This is a genomic window from Nonomuraea sp. GTA35 (assembly GCF_041950525.1).
Lineage (GTDB): Bacteria > Actinomycetota > Actinomycetes > Streptosporangiales > Streptosporangiaceae > Nonomuraea.
The window spans coordinates 198,145-211,794 of record NZ_JBGNUV010000001.1; the positions used below are offsets into that span (position 1 = coordinate 198,145).

The 13,650-nt window shown below is 74.2% G+C and carries 11 protein-coding genes; 8 read left to right on the forward strand and 3 right to left on the reverse strand.

What is annotated here, in order from left to right; all coding sequences use genetic code 11:
- Positions 1-7 precede the first annotated feature (7 nt).
- On the reverse strand, positions 8-859 hold the full coding sequence (locus ACBJ32_RS00880; protein ID WP_375124926.1) for an alpha/beta fold hydrolase: 852 nt from the start codon (positions 857-859) through the stop codon (positions 8-10).
- A gap of 331 nt (positions 860-1,190) precedes the next feature.
- On the opposite strand from ACBJ32_RS00880, the gene ACBJ32_RS00885 reads away from it, so the two are divergent.
- The 5 genes from ACBJ32_RS00885 to ACBJ32_RS00905 all read left to right on the forward strand — a co-directional run bounded on the left by ACBJ32_RS00885 (position 1,191) and on the right by ACBJ32_RS00905 (position 7,684).
- Entirely contained in the window at positions 1,191-2,114 is a 924-nt protein-coding gene (locus ACBJ32_RS00885) for a patatin-like phospholipase family protein (protein WP_375124927.1), read from the forward strand.
- The gene (locus tag ACBJ32_RS00890; RefSeq protein WP_375124928.1) at positions 2,111-3,334 is read left to right on the forward strand and encodes a macrolide family glycosyltransferase; all 1,224 of its coding nucleotides are present in this window, start codon (positions 2,111-2,113) and stop codon (positions 3,332-3,334) included. The genes ACBJ32_RS00885 and ACBJ32_RS00890 overlap by 4 nt, the downstream gene beginning before the upstream one ends.
- Before the next feature lie 3 nt (positions 3,335-3,337).
- A complete protein-coding gene (locus ACBJ32_RS00895; protein ID WP_375124929.1) occupies positions 3,338-3,832 on the forward strand; it encodes a hypothetical protein in 495 nt (164 codons plus the stop codon).
- Complete coding sequence (locus tag ACBJ32_RS00900) at positions 3,829-4,755, forward strand: hypothetical protein (protein ID WP_375124930.1); 927 nt, start codon at positions 3,829-3,831, stop codon at positions 4,753-4,755. The genes ACBJ32_RS00895 and ACBJ32_RS00900 overlap by 4 nt, the downstream gene beginning before the upstream one ends.
- A 160-nt stretch (positions 4,756-4,915) precedes the next feature.
- A complete protein-coding gene (locus ACBJ32_RS00905; RefSeq protein ID WP_375124931.1) occupies positions 4,916-7,684 on the forward strand; it encodes an AAA family ATPase in 2,769 nt (922 codons plus the stop codon).
- A gap of 15 nt (positions 7,685-7,699) precedes the next feature.
- Here the strand turns inward: ACBJ32_RS00905 and ACBJ32_RS00910 are convergent, their stop codons facing one another.
- Positions 7,700-10,444, reverse strand: a complete 2,745-nt coding sequence (locus ACBJ32_RS00910) for a cation-translocating P-type ATPase (RefSeq protein WP_375124932.1) — start codon at positions 10,442-10,444, stop codon at positions 7,700-7,702.
- Positions 10,445-10,661: 217 nt separating this feature from the next.
- Between ACBJ32_RS00910 and ACBJ32_RS00915 the strand changes: the two genes are divergently transcribed.
- The 3 genes from ACBJ32_RS00915 (at position 10,662) to ACBJ32_RS00925 (ending at position 13,179) form a co-directional block, all read left to right on the forward strand.
- Positions 10,662-11,147 carry a MarR family transcriptional regulator gene (locus tag ACBJ32_RS00915; RefSeq protein ID WP_357887253.1) on the forward strand — a complete coding sequence of 162 codons (486 nt, stop codon included), beginning with the start codon at positions 10,662-10,664 and terminating at the stop codon, positions 11,145-11,147.
- Between the two features lie 167 nt (positions 11,148-11,314).
- Positions 11,315-12,283, forward strand: a complete 969-nt coding sequence (locus ACBJ32_RS00920) for a nitroreductase (RefSeq protein WP_375124933.1) — start codon at positions 11,315-11,317, stop codon at positions 12,281-12,283.
- A gap of 47 nt (positions 12,284-12,330) precedes the next feature.
- Positions 12,331-13,179: an aldo/keto reductase gene (locus tag ACBJ32_RS00925; protein ID WP_375124934.1), complete on the forward strand. Its 849-nt coding sequence runs from the start codon at positions 12,331-12,333 to the stop codon at positions 13,177-13,179.
- 4 nt (positions 13,180-13,183) lie between these two features.
- Here the strand turns inward: ACBJ32_RS00925 and ACBJ32_RS00930 are convergent, their stop codons facing one another.
- Positions 13,184-13,633, reverse strand: a complete 450-nt coding sequence (locus ACBJ32_RS00930) for an ATP-binding protein (RefSeq protein WP_357887244.1) — start codon at positions 13,631-13,633, stop codon at positions 13,184-13,186.
- Between the last annotated feature and the right edge of the window lie 17 nt (positions 13,634-13,650).

The window sequence follows — 13,650 nt, forward strand, 5'->3', positions numbered from 1 at the left end:
GATCCCGCTACCGCACACTCGCCCGCGCGGCCTGCTCGATCACGTAGGTGACCGTCCTGGGCGCCGTCATCAGGCCGACGTGCCCGGCGTCGTACTCGACGACGGTGGAGCCGGCCCGCTTGGCCATGGCCCGCTGCACGCCGGGCGGGATGATGCGGTCCTTGGTGCCGATGACGTTCCAGGACGGGATCGTCCGCCAGGCGGGGGCGCCGGACGGCTCGTTGAGCGCTCCCACCGTGGCCGGTCGCTGGGTGGCCGCCACGATCGCCTTGTCATCGAGGCTCAGCCCGGTCGCGAACGACGCCAGGACGGTCGACGTCTTCAGGTACAGGTCGGTGTCCGCGGCGGGCGGCAGGGTCGGGGGGACGAGGTCGAACACGGCCGTCGGGTCCGGCACCGACAGGGCGGAGTCCGGCCCCGCGAGCTGGGTCGCGGACTCGCCGGCGTCGGGTGCGAAGGCGTTGACGTAGACGAGCGCCTTGACACTGGCGTTCCCGGTGGCCGCGTTGGTGATCACGGCCCCGCCGTAGGAGTGGCCGACGAGCACGACCGGCCCCGTCAGCGTCTCCAGGAAGGCTCTCACGGACGCGGCGTCGCCCGACAGTGAACGCAGCGGGTTGGCGATCGCCCTGACCGGGTAGCCGCCGGCCTGGAGCCTGGCGACGATCCGGCTCCAGCTCGAGGCGTCCGCCCAGGCTCCGTGCACGAGCACGACGGTGGGCTTGGCCGTACGCGACCGGCTGTCCTGGGCGGCGGCGCTCTGCGCCGGATTCAGGCTCGCCAGGATGAGGGCGGCCGCGGTGAGCAGGGCCACCGCGGTGCGGGGCCGTCTCGTGGGGTGGGCAGGGTGACTGGTCATGGCTGGTCCTGTTCCGTGTGGGAGGGGCGGCTCAGGCGGACGGGAGATGGGAGACGGTTCGCCGGAGCCGCGGCCGGGCCCGTGCCGCCCGGCTCGTGCTGGTAAGACCGGACACCGGCCCGCCGCGTGACGCCCGCTCCCCGACCTCCTCGAAAAGCCGGCGCGGGTGTCACGGGCCCAGGGGGCCGCCTTGTCTTAGTTGTGGCACCTATCCGATTCAGCGCGCTGGTGAGAAGGGCGGATCATGTGGGTGACACATCGCAGGAGATCGGCCTCCCCGGCCTTGCAGGCCGCCCGGCCGGGCGGCCCCGGTCATGGAAGGCCACGGGCCATGACACGTGACGAGGGGATGCGCACCCCCTCGCCGGACCGACCGCAAGCGTCGGGCCTGAGCGCCCTGCCCCGTCCCGTGGCGGCGGTGATCGGCGGCGGGGGAGTGCTCGGAGCCGCGCAGGTCGGCATCGGGTACGCGCTGGAGCAGCGCGGTTTCGCCCCCGACATGATCATCGGTACCTCGGTCGGGGCGCTCAACGGCGCGATCGTGGCCGCCCACCCCGGCACGGCCGCCGCGCGGCTGGACCACGTGTGGACCCGCGTACGCCGCCGTGAGGTGTACCCGCTCGGCTTCCTGGCCTCCCGGGCCAGCATCGTCGCCGACCACGGCCTGCGCAGGCTGATCGCCAGGGCCGGGCTGCCGCAGCGCGTCGAACAGCTGAGCATCCCCTTCACCGCGGTGGCCACGGACCTGGCCACCGGCGCCGAGGCGCTGCTCAGCGAGGGGGATCTCGTGTCCGCGCTGCTGGCCAGCGCGGCCATTCCGGGAGTCCTGCCCCCGGTGGAACGGGAAGGCCGCACGCTCATCGACGGCGGGGTGATCGCCTACGTCCCCGTACGGGCGGCGCAGGAGGCGGGGGCGGCCAGCGTGGTGGTGTTGTCGGCCGGGCCGGAATGGCCGCTGAGCATGGCCCTGCCGCCCCGGCGGGCCGACGCGGTCGCCGCCAGGGCGGCGCTGCTGCTGGCGCACCACCAGATCGAGCGCGATCTGCGCGAGGTGTCCACCCGGGTCCCGACCGTCGTGCTGCCGACCGGCATCGAGACCTGGCCCGCCCCGTGGGACTTCCGGCACGCCGAGCGGCTGATCAGCACCGCCGCCCGCACGGCGGGCCGGTTCCTCGACGGGCTGCACGTCAACGGGCCCGGCCTCTACGGACCGAGCTGCCATCCCGCCGGTACGGCCGCGGAGGCCGGCCGATGAGCACCATCGCGTTCCTCAACATCCCGATGCACGGGCACATCAACCCGACGCTGCCGGTCGTGGCCGAGCTCGTCCGGCGCGGCCACTCCGTCACCTACCACATCTCCTCCGCGTTCTCGGCGGAGATCGCGGCCACCGGCGCGACCGTGTGCCTCTACCCCGAGGCCGACCGCCCGCTCGCCGATCCGCCGATGCCGATCACGATGCTGGAGGGCCTCGCGCGCACCACCGCCGGCCTGCTGCCCCGGGTGCTCGCCGAGCTGCGCGACATCCGGCCCGACCTGATCGTGCACGACTCCGCCTGCATGTGGGCCGCGGTCGCCGCCCGCGAGCTCGGCGTGCCGGCGGTATCGCTGTTCACCACGTTCGCCTACGGCCGCCACGCGCCCAGCCCCACCCGCCTGTCGTGGAAGCTGCTGGCCCAGGCGGCGGCCCATCCCCGCAACACCCGCGACTACCTGCGGTGGCGGCGGAAGCTGCGCCGCCGCTACGACACCCGCGGCCTGCCGCGCTTCGACTTCCCGAACGTGCGCCAGCCGCTCAACCTGGTCTTCACCTCGCGCGACTTCCAGCCGGGCGGCGACACCCTCGACGAGTCGTTCCAGTTCGTCGGCCCCAGCCTGGGCTCCCGCCCGCCCGACCCGTCGTTCCCGGCCGACCGCCTGCGCGCCCCCGTCCTGTACGCCTCCCTCGGCACGGTGTTCAACGCGGGCCCGCAGCTGCTGCGCAACCTCGTCATCGCGCTCGCCCCGCTGGGCGGCACCGTGGTCATCGCCACCGGGCAGACCAACCCGGCGGCCCTGGATCCGCTGCCGGACAACGTGATCGCGCGCCGCTTCGTCCCGCAGACGGAGGTGCTGGACCGGGCCGCGCTGTTCGTCACGCACGGCGGCATGAACAGCGTCAACGAGGCCATGTACGCCGGGGTCCCGATGCTGGTGATCCCCCAGGGCGCGGACCAGCCGCTCGTGGCCCGCCGGGTCGTCCAGCTCGGCGCCGGCCTGGCGATCAGCCCTCGCGACGCCGGCCCCGGGCTCGTGCACGCCCTGGCCCGGCGGCTGCTCGACGAGCCGCGGTTCATGGCCGCGGCCGACCGCCTGCAGGTCGCCCAGCGCGAGGCCGGCGGCTACGTGCGCGCCGCCGACGAGCTCGAACGCCACCTGAACCGCAGCGACCGGGCCGACCGGCCCGCACCGGCGGATTCGCCGCAGGAGCGGTGACCCGTGTCGACCCTCGTGCTCGTCCTGCTGCTGCTGGCGGGGTTGTCCGAGGCCGCCGGACGCCTCCTGCCCCTGATCGCCCGCCGGCCCCGCACGTCGCGGCCCCAGCTGATCCCGCTCCTGCTGATCGGCGCCGTCGTCGAGGGCGCGGTGTTCGCGCTGTGGCCGCTGACCGCATGGACGCTCGCCGGGCTGATGCTCTCCACGCCCCTGCCCGGCACGGCCGCGTTCACCTGGACACCTGATCTGGTCGTTCCGCTGCTGCTCGCCGCCGTCCTCGCGTTCCCGCTGCTCGGGCCGCTGCTGCACCTGCTGCTGCTCGTGGCGGTCGGGGCCGGGCTGGTGGCCCCGCTCGCCTCGGCGACCGGGCTGGGCTGGTGGGCCGCCGCGGGCTGCGTGGCCGTCGCCGGGTTCGGGCTGGGCATCGCCGTCGAGGTGGTCCGCCGCCTGGTGGTGAAGGCCAGCGCCATCACCGGGGTGCGGGAGCCGGCCACATGACGGAGTTCCCGCTCCTGGTCCTGGTGCTCGGCCCGGTCCTGCTCGCCGAGGCGCTGCTCGCCCGCTACGAGGTGCTGGCGTACGCCGCCGGCTGGCGGGCGCCCACCACCGAGCTGCCGCAGGACATGCCCTACGCCAGGGGCGCGGACCCGGACCGGCCGCCGGACGCGTACCTGGTCTACCTGGACGGCATCGGCAAGCGCCGCTTCCGCGACACCCGCGACGGGGGCAAGCTGGTCGAGGCCCTGATCGCCGGGGCGCCGGAGCTGCGCGTGCTCGGGCAGGTGCAGCCCTACTCACCGCTGGCCGCCCCGCTGGTCGACCGGCCCGTGTGGGAGTGGCTGCGCCACCACGTCGCGCTGCTGCTGTTCCTGCACAACGTCATGCAGATCTTCGTCGCCGCCGACCACCGGTACCGCCCGCTGTACAACCGCGCCGTGGGCGCCCAGATCGCCGACCAGTTGCGCCGGGCCGGTTACCGGCCCGGCAGCGGCATACCCGTGGTGCTGGTCAGCTACAGCGGCGGCGCCCAGGTCGCCATCGGCGCGGTCCCGGCGCTGCACGCCGGGTTGCGCGCCCCGCTGCTGCTGATCACGCTCGGCGGGTTCCACAACGGCGCCAACGATCTCACCCACGCCGGCCACCTGTACCAGCTCACCAGCGACCACGACTGGATCGAGCGGGTCGGCACCTGGCTCTTCCCGCAGCGCTGGCGGGTGTTCCGCCGCAGCGCGTGGAACCGGGCCCGCCGCGACGGCAGGATCACCACCCGGAGGCTCGACCCGGCCACCCACGTCGGGCGCAACAGCTACATCAGCCCGGAGGCGCGGCTGCCCGACGGCCGCAGCCACCTGGAGCGCACCACCGACACCGTCATCGCCCTCATCCGCGCCCACTGCGGGGCCAGGAAACCCTCGCCGTGAGGGGGCTCCCGGCCGCGCCGGCGAGAGCCGTCACGGCACCTGGGCCTCAGGCGACGAGCTCTTTGCCGTGATCCGGACCGGAGCGATAGGCTACCGGCCGGATCAGGCCGATCGCCTCCTGCTTTCCGTCGTCGGGCACGCGGCCGGTGGAGGCGGTGCCATGGCGAGCAGGGACCCGAAGTTGCAGCTGCGTGGCAGGCAGGCCGAGTGCGAGACGCTGGACCAGCTCGTGGCCACGGTGCAGTCCGGCCACAGCGCGGTGCTGGTGGTGCGCGGCGAGGCCGGCATCGGCAAGACGGCGCTGCTGGAGTACGCGCGCGCCGCGGCCTCGGGCTGCCGGATCGCCAGGGCGGCGGGCGTCGAGTCGGAGATGGAGCTGGCCTTCGGCGGGCTGCACCAGCTCTGCGCCCCGTTCCTGGATCACCTGCCGCACCTGCCGGCCCCGCAGCGCGAGGCGCTCGGCATCGCGTTCAGGCTCAGCGCGGGAGCCCCGCCGGACCGGTTCCTGGTCGGGCTGGCCGTGCTCAGCCTGCTCGCCGACGTGGCCGAGAAGGAGCCGCTGGTCTGCCTCGTCGATGACGCCCAGTGGCTCGACCGGGTCTCCGCGCAGACGCTCGCCTTCGTCGCGCGGCGCCTGCTCGCCGAGCGGATCGGGCTGGTGTTCGCGGTGCGCGAGCCCCGCCTGGAGGACGACCTGACAGGGCTGCCGCCGCTCGAGGTCGGCCGCTTGAGCGACGGCGACGCCCGCGCGCTGCTGGACTCCGTGGTGCCCGGGCGGCTCGACGCGCGGGTCCGCGATCGCATCGTCGCCGAGACGCAGGGCAACCCGCTGGCCCTGCTGGAGCTGCCCCGGGGGCTGACGCCGGCGGAGCTGGCGGGCGGGTTCGGGCGGCCCGACGCGCGGTCGCTGGCCGGCCAGATCGAGCAGAGCTTCCTGCGGCGGGTCCGGTCGCTGCCGGCCGAGACCCAGCGCCTGCTGCTCATCGCGGCGGCCGAGCCGGTGGGCGACGTGACCCTGCTGGCGCGCGCGGCGGATCTGCTGGGCGTCGAAGCGGCCGCCGCGGCGCCGGCCGAATCGGCGGGACTGATCACCATCGGGACCCGGGTGCGGTTCCGCCATCCCCTCGTCCGCTCGGCGGCCTACCGCGTCGCGGCCCCCGAGGACCGGCAGGGCGTGCACCGCGCGCTGGCCGACGCGACCGACCCCCAGGCAGACCCCGACCGCCGGGCGTGGCATCTGGCCAACGCCGCCGCCGGCCCCGACGAGGCGGTGGCCGCCGAGCTCGAACGCTCCGCCGGCCGGGCCCAGGCCCGCGGCGGGGTCGCGGCGGCGGCCGCCTTCCTGGAGCGGGCGGCCGAGCTGACCCCCGACGCCGCCCGCCGCGGCGCCAGGGCGCTGGCGGCGGCCCGGGCCAAGCAACGGGCCGGCGGGTACGACGCCGCGCTCGAACTGCTGGACGCGGCGGAGCTCAGCCCCCTGGACGAACGCGAGCTCGCCCAGGCCGACCTGCTGCGCGGCCAGATCATGTTCGCATCCAGGAGCGCGGGCGCCGGCCTGCCGCTGCTGCTCAAGGCCGCCAAGCGGCTGGAGCCGCTGGACGCCGGGCTGGCCCGCGAGACCTACCGCGACGCGTTGTACGCGGCCTTCACCGCCGGCCGCCTGCCGAGCGGCGCCCAGCTCGCGGACGTGGCGGCGGCGGCACTGGCCGCACCGCCGGGACCGCGCCCCGAGCGCAACGACCTGCTCATGACCGGCGTGGCGGCCATGGTCACCGAGGGGTACGCGGCAGGCATGCCGACGGTCCGGCAGGCCCTGGAGGCCTTCAGCACCGAAGAGATCTCCAGGGAGGAGGGCCTCGGCTGGCTCCCGCTCGCCTCCCGCATGGCCTTCAACACCTGGGACTTCGACGGCTGGTCGACGCTCTCGGCGAAGCTGGTCGAGCTCGCGCGCGAAACGGGGGCCCTGTCGATCCTGCCGCCCGCTCTGCTGCTGCTCGTGCCGAACCGGGCCCACGCCGGCCAGCTCGCCGTCGCGGAATCGCTGGTCGCCGAGGCGGTGACGATCGGCGAGGCGACGGGCAGCCGCTTCTTCGCCCAGTACTGCGCCCTGGTGATCGAGCCGTGGCGAGGCAGGGAAGCCGCCACCCGGCAGGCGATCGAGGCGGTCACGCGCGACCTGGCCCTGCAAGGGGAGGGGAAGGTACTGACCGCCACCCACTGGGCGAGCGCGGTGCTCTGCAACGGCCTGGGCCGCTACGAGGAGGCGTACGTCTCGGCCGAGCGCGGCTGCGAGCACCCGCAGGAGCTCGGGCTGGCCATCTCGTCCATGGTCGAGCTCGTCGAGGCCGCCACCCGGAGCGGACGCGCGGCCCGCGCCGTCGCCGCCGCCCGGCACCTCGACGAGATGGCCCAGGCCGCCGGCACCGACTGGGCCCTCGGCACCTCCGCGCTGGTGCGCGCCCAGGTGAGCGAGGGGCCGGCCGCCGACACCCTCTACCGCGAGGCGATCGAGCGGCTCGGCCGCACCGAGGTCGGCGTGGCCCGCGCCCGCAGCCGGCTGCTCTACGGCGAGTGGCTGCGCAGGGAGAACCGCCGCGCCGACGCGCGGGAGCAGCTGGGCGCCGCCTACGAGCTGCTCGGCCAGATGGGGGCCGAGGCGTTCGCGGAACGCGCCCGGCGCGAGCTGCAGGCCACCGGCGAGGCGGTACGCAAGCGCCCCGTCGAGGTGCGCACCACGCTCACCGCCCAGGAGGCGCAGATCGCGCAGTTAGCCGGCGACGGGCTGACGAACTCCGAGATCGGCGCCCAGCTCTTCATCAGCCCCCATACCGTCGAATGGCACCTGCGCAAGATCTTCGTCAAGCTCGGCATCGTCTCCCGCAAGCAGATCCGCGCCACGCTGCTCGAAGGCACGGACGAGCCGGCCTGACGGCCCGCCGCCGGTTCACGCGCCGTGCCCGCCTCGACGGCGGTCACGGGCCCGGAGCAGGACCTTGACGAGCTCGCCCGCCCACAGGATGGCCGAGCCGACCGCCAGGCAGGCCAGCCACTGGCCGAAGGCGAGATCGGTGGTGGTGAAGAAGCCGTGCAGGGCGTCGACCTCGACGATGAGGAGCAGCAGGACGACGACCGCGAGGGTGGCGACCAGCGGGTTCGGGTGGAGCAGGGTCTCGCGGTGGAACAGGCTGCGGGTGGGGTGGCGGACGGTGAGCAGGTTGAACGCCTGGAAGAAGACGAACGTGACGAGCGCCATCGTGCCCGCGACGCTGGCCTGACCTGCGGCGGCTGCGGGGCCCGGCGCCCAGGCGAGGACGGCGGCGGTGCCGGTCGCCATGATCGTGCTGGTCAGCAGGATGCGCACGAGGCGTTCCCTGGTGAGGATGGGTTCGCGTGCCGGGCGGGGCGGGCGGCTCATCGCGTCCGGGCCGGCCGGGTCGACGCCGAGCGACATCGCGGGCGGGCCGTCCATGACGAGGTTGACGAAGAGGATCTGCAGGGCGGTGAACGGGGCGCCGCCGGCGAGGCCGGTCAGCGAGGTGATCAGGAACGTCAGCACGAAGCCGAGCGCGGTGGAGACCTGGAAGCGGGTGAACTTGACGATGTTGTCGTAGATGCCGCGCCCTTCGCGGACGGCTCCCACGATGGTGGCGAAGTTGTCGTCGGTGAGCACCATGGTCGCCGCCTCCTTGGTCACCTCCGTCCCGGTCAGGCCCATGGCGACGCCGATGTCCGCCTTGCGCAGCGCGGGGGCGTCGTTGACCCCGTCGCCGGTCATCGCCACCACGTCGCCGCGGGCCTGCAGGGCGCCGACGATGCGGAGCTTGTGCTCGGGTGAGACCCGGGCGATGACGCCGATGCCGTCCAGGCCGCGGGCCAGGCCGGCGTCGTCGGTGAACCGGTCGAGCTCGGCGCCGGTGACGGCCCGGCCGGGGATGCCGAGGTCGCGGGCGATGGCCGCGGCCGTCACCGCGTGATCGCCGGTGATCATGCGGACGCGGATGCCCGCCTCGTGGCACTGCTCGATGGCCTGCCGCGCCTCCGGCCTCGGCGGGTCGACGATGCCGACCAGGGCGATCAGGACGATCCGGTCCAGCAAGTCCTTCTCGTCGCCGCCGCCGGTGGCGAAGCCGTCGTCGGCGAAGTCCTGGCGGGCCACGGCCAGCACCCGCCGGCCCTGCCCGGCCAGGGTCGCGTTCGCCTCGTCGTAGTGCCGCCGCTCCTGCGGGCCGAGCTCGGTGACGCCGTCCGGGCCCAGGTAGTGGGTGGCCCGAGCGGCCAGCACGTCCGGCGCGCCCTTGACGAAACAGCGCACGACCGGCCGGCCGTCGTCGCCGGTCCAGCGGTGGAAGGTGGCCATGAACTTGTGGTCCGCGTCGAACGGGACCTCCGCCAGGCGCGGGCGGCGCCGGCGCAGTGCCGTGACGTCGATGCCGCCCTTCTCGGCCAGCACGACCAGGGCGGCCTCGGTGGGGTCGCCGACCACCGCCACCTCCTCGTCGTCGCGGAACACCGCGTCGCTGCACAGCGCCATCGCGATCAACGCCTCGTCCAGGGTGTCCGGGGGCGGGCGGCCGTCGGTGGAGCGGATGCGCCCGTCGAGGGCGTAACCGTGACCGGAGACGGTGAAGCGCCGCTGCGCGAGGAAGATCTCCCGGGCGGTCATCTGGTTGAGGGTCAGCGTGCCGGTCTTGTCGGTGCAGATCTGCGAGGTGCTGCCGAGGGTCTCCACCGAGGACAGCCGCTTGACGATGGCCCCGCGGCGGGCCAGCCGGTCGGTGCCCATGGCCAGGGTGAACGCGACCACCGCCGGCAGCCCTTCCGGGATGGCGGCCACGGCCAGCGAGACCGCGGTGACGAACAACACCCCGAACTCCTGCCCGCGTACCAGCCCGAGCACGACCACGACGGTCACCACCACGGCGGAGATGAGCGCCAGGGTCCTGCTGAGCGTGCTGATCTGCCGTTGTAACGGCGTCGGGGCTGGCTTGGCCGAGGCGAGCAGGCCGGCGATCCGCCCCGTCTCGGTCGCCATGCCGGTGGCCGTGACGAGCATCTCGCCCCGGCCGCGGGTGACCGAGGTGTTCATGAACAACGCGTTCGTACGGTCGGCCAGCGGCGCCCCCTCCTCGACGCGGGCGGTGGCGGACTTGGCGACCGGCTGCGCCTCCCCGGTCAGCTCCGACTCGCGCACCTCCAGGGCGGCCGCGGACAGCAGCCGCCCGTCAGCCGGCACCCGGTCCCCGGCCTCGACGACCACCACGTCACCGGGGACCAGCTCCGTGGCGTCCAGGCGGGCGAGCCGGCCGTCCCGCCGGACGGTCGCCACGGTGGAGGTCATCTTCCGCAGCGCCTCCAGCGAGGCCTCGGCCCGGGACTCCTGGACGAAGCCGATGGTGGCGTTCAGCAGCACGACCACGGTGATCGCGAGCGGGGTCTCCCACTCCCGCGAGATCAGCAGGCTGACCGCCGCGGCGACCAGCAGGATCACGATCATCAGGTCCTGGAACTGGCGCAGGAAGGCCCGCCAGCGCGGTTCGCGGGCCGCCTCCCGCAGGCGGTTGGGGCCGTGACGGTCGAGCCGCCGCGCCGCCTCGCCTGCCGACAGGCCCTGCTCAGGGGCCGCCTGGAGCATGACGGCGACCTCGCCGGCCGGCAGCGCGTGCCACGGCGTGCGATCCGGTTCGATCATGTGGTCGTCCTCCGGTAGCCGCGTGGCCGTCTTCCCAGCCGGTGGTGTGGCGTCATGGTTTCGCTCACCCTCCTGAGACCGGACGGCCGCGCGGGATCGTGACAGGACTCCGCCACGAACGCCTGGCCGGGCCGGTGCCGTCGGCCGGCGCCTGCCGTGGCCATTTCATCGCGAATGAAACTGTTTCGGGTGATAGGACGGCCGGTAGCATGACGTCATGACCGCCGACGTCCCTGACCGTGCCGCCACCTCGCGCGCGACCGCCCGCCCCGGCGACACCTCGCCCTTCGCCCTCGGGCTGCTGCTGCGCCAGGCGCACTGGCGCGCGGCCTCGGTGATGACGGAGGCGCTGCGGCCGCTCGGCATCGAGTTGCGGCACTTCGCCGTGCTGATCGTGCTGATGGACCGCGGGCCCACGGTGCAGCGGGACCTGGCGGCGGCGACGGGCTCGGACAAGGCGGGCGTCATGCGGGTCGTGGACGACCTGGAGCGCAAGGGGCTGGCCGTGCGCAGGACGGTGCCGGGCGACCGGCGTGTCCGGGTGGTCGAGATCACGCCGCGGGGGGCCGAGCTCTTCGACGCGGCCCATGTGGCGGCGGAGCCGCAGGCCGCGCGCCTGGCCGCCGGGTTGGCCCCCGATGAGGCCGAGCAGTTGAAGGAGTTGCTGACCCGGGTCGCCTACCCCGCCGGCGGCGACGCGTGAGCGTGCCCGCCGGGCGGTAGGCAGCGGCACGCAGGGCGCCGGAAGTCCCACGTTTTACCGGCTCGTGGCGCCTTCATGACCTGAGATCGTATTGATTGATACGGTTGCGTCTGATACGATCGAACTGTAAACAGATAGACACGGAGTGCAGGCAGGAGGTTACGATCATGAATGTCTACGAGGCAGTCACGAGCCGCCGGGCGGTACGCGGATTCACCGACCAGCCCGTCCCCATGGAGGTGCTGAAGCGCGTGCTGTCGGCCGCGGCCTGGGCCCCGTCCGGGTCGAACCTTCAGCCGTGGCACGTCTACGTGGTGACCGGCGAGCCGCTCGCCGAGATCAAGAGGCGCGCCGGCGAGCGGCTCGCCGCGGGCGACCCCTGGGACGAGCGCGAGTACGAGATGTACCCGGCCGACCTGAAGTCCCCGTACCGCGAGCGCCGGTCCGCCTTCGGCCGGGAGCGCTACGGCGCGCTCGGCATCGCACGCGAGGACTGGGAGGCGCGCCAGCGGGCCGCGGCGGGCAACTGGGAGTGCTTCGGCGCCCCCGCCGCCCTGTTCTGCTACATCGACCGCGACATGGGCCTGCCCCAGTGGGCCGACGTCGGCATGTACCTGCAGACCGTCATGCTGCTGCTCCGCGAGGAGGGGCTGCACAGCTGCCCGCAGATGTCCTGGTCGGTGTACCGCGAGACCGTCGCGGACGTCCTGCACCCGCCGGAAGGGCTCATGCTGTTCTGCGGCATGTCGATCGGGTTCGAGGACGTCAAGGCGGACTACAGCCGCACGGGGCGCGCGCCGCTCGACGAGACGGTCACGTTCGTCACCGGTGCCGGTCCCGCGGACGCGCGCGACGCACCGGTGGTGTTCGCGCACCGCAACGGCTGCCGCCGCCCGGTGGCGGTCAGGCTCACGACCGGGCGGGCGCTGCGGAGGAACCGCACGCACACGCCGCCTCGGTCGTTCCGCCCCTTCGACAGGATCGCCGGCCGGCACCCCCGCGCCGGCGGGCCGCACTGGACCGTGGTCTGGCCCGGCGGGCGGCTCCGCCTCGCGTGCACCTGGCGGGACACCTCGGCGACCGGCGCCCCGCGGGACGCCTCCGCGATCGGCGTGTCGGCGTCGTCCCGCTGCTGAACAAGCGGAGCGCTGCTCCGACGCCACATCACCTCACGGGGAGAGACATGACCGACCAGTTCCGCCTCGGCCACGACCTGACGATCGACCGGCTGGGCTTCGGCGCCATGCGCCTGTGCCAGAGCCACCCGGGCGGCCCCGCCCGGGACGCCGAGTCCGGGCGCGCCGTCCTGCGCCGCGCCGTCGAACTCGGCGTGAACCACATCGACACCGCCGGCTTCTACCGCGCCCCGGACGGCTCGGCGAGCGCCAACGCCCTGATCCGCGAGGCCCTGGCCCCGTACCCGGGCACCCTGGTCATCGCCACCAAGGTCGGCCCGGTCTTCGGCCCCGGCGGCCCTCGCCAGGCCACCGCCGCCGAGCTCCGTCCCCAGGTCGAAGCCGATCTCCAGAGCCTGGGCCTGGACCGCCTCGACCTGGTCTACCTGCGCATCGGCAAGACCGACCCGCCGCACGGCGAGTCGCTCGCCGAGCGCTTCGAGGTGCTCGCCGCGCTGCGCGAGGAGGGCCTGATCCGCCACCTGGGCCTCAGCAACGTCGACACCGGCCACCTCGCCGAGGCCCGCACGATCGCTCCCGTCGCCGCCGTCCAGAACCACTTCCACATCGCCAACCGCGCCGAGACGGCCGTACTCGACGCCTGCGAGGAGGCCGGCATCGCGTTCGTGCCCTTCTTCCCCCTCGGCGGCGGCAGGGCCGACATCGACGACCCCGCCCTGGTCAAGGTCGCCGAACGGCACGGCGCCACCGTCCACCAGATCGCGCTGGCCTGGCTGCTGGCCGTGTCCCCCGCGACGCTGGCCATCCCGGGCACCGGCTCCGTGGCCCACCTGGAGCAGAACCTGGCCGCCCGGTCGATCGACCTCACCGAGGAGGACCTCGCCGACCTCGCGTGATCGCTCACGCCGGGGTCAGAGGAGTCCTGGGCCGCCGGTCCTGATGGTGGAACCGCAGGTACAACCGCGCGGTGCCGTCGCTGTCGTCGAGGGCGATCTCATCACACAGCCGGCGCATCAGGCGGCAGCCGGCGTCCTGCCCGGTGGCCGGGGCCGGCTCGCGGTCGGCGGCCCAGTACACCGTGGAGAGCACGCCGGTCACGTCCACGAGCTCCAGGCTCACCCCGTCCGGGTCGCTCCAGGCGATCAGAGTGCCGCCTCCGCCGTGCTCCAGCACCCTGGCGGCGGCCTCGCTCGCCGTGATCACCAGATCCATCAGGCGCCCGTCGGCCAGCCCGGCCCCGGTGCCGAAGGCCCGCACGGCCGCCCGCAGCGTGGCGAGATCGTCCGAGATCGGCCAGGCCAGCCGGAAACCAGGCAACACGTCAATCGTCCCCTTCGGCAGCTCGTTCATCGACGAAACCCCTTCCC

Coding starts and splice junctions, on each gene's coding strand:
- ACBJ32_RS00880 (WP_375124926.1), bottom strand. CDS start 859: ATGACCAGTCACCCTGCCCACCCCACGAGACGGCCCCGCACCGCGGTG.
- ACBJ32_RS00885 (WP_375124927.1), top strand. CDS start 1,191: ATGACACGTGACGAGGGGATGCGCACCCCCTCGCCGGACCGACCGCAA.
- ACBJ32_RS00890 (WP_375124928.1), top strand. CDS start 2,111: ATGAGCACCATCGCGTTCCTCAACATCCCGATGCACGGGCACATCAAC.
- ACBJ32_RS00900 (WP_375124930.1), top strand. CDS start 3,829: ATGACGGAGTTCCCGCTCCTGGTCCTGGTGCTCGGCCCGGTCCTGCTC.
- ACBJ32_RS00905 (WP_375124931.1), top strand. CDS start 4,916: ATGGCGAGCAGGGACCCGAAGTTGCAGCTGCGTGGCAGGCAGGCCGAG.
- ACBJ32_RS00910 (WP_375124932.1), bottom strand. CDS start 10,444: ATGATCGAACCGGATCGCACGCCGTGGCACGCGCTGCCGGCCGGCGAG.
- ACBJ32_RS00915 (WP_357887253.1), top strand. CDS start 10,662: ATGACCGCCGACGTCCCTGACCGTGCCGCCACCTCGCGCGCGACCGCC.
- ACBJ32_RS00920 (WP_375124933.1), top strand. CDS start 11,315: ATGAATGTCTACGAGGCAGTCACGAGCCGCCGGGCGGTACGCGGATTC.
- ACBJ32_RS00925 (WP_375124934.1), top strand. CDS start 12,331: ATGACCGACCAGTTCCGCCTCGGCCACGACCTGACGATCGACCGGCTG.
- ACBJ32_RS00930 (WP_357887244.1), bottom strand. CDS start 13,633: ATGAACGAGCTGCCGAAGGGGACGATTGACGTGTTGCCTGGTTTCCGG.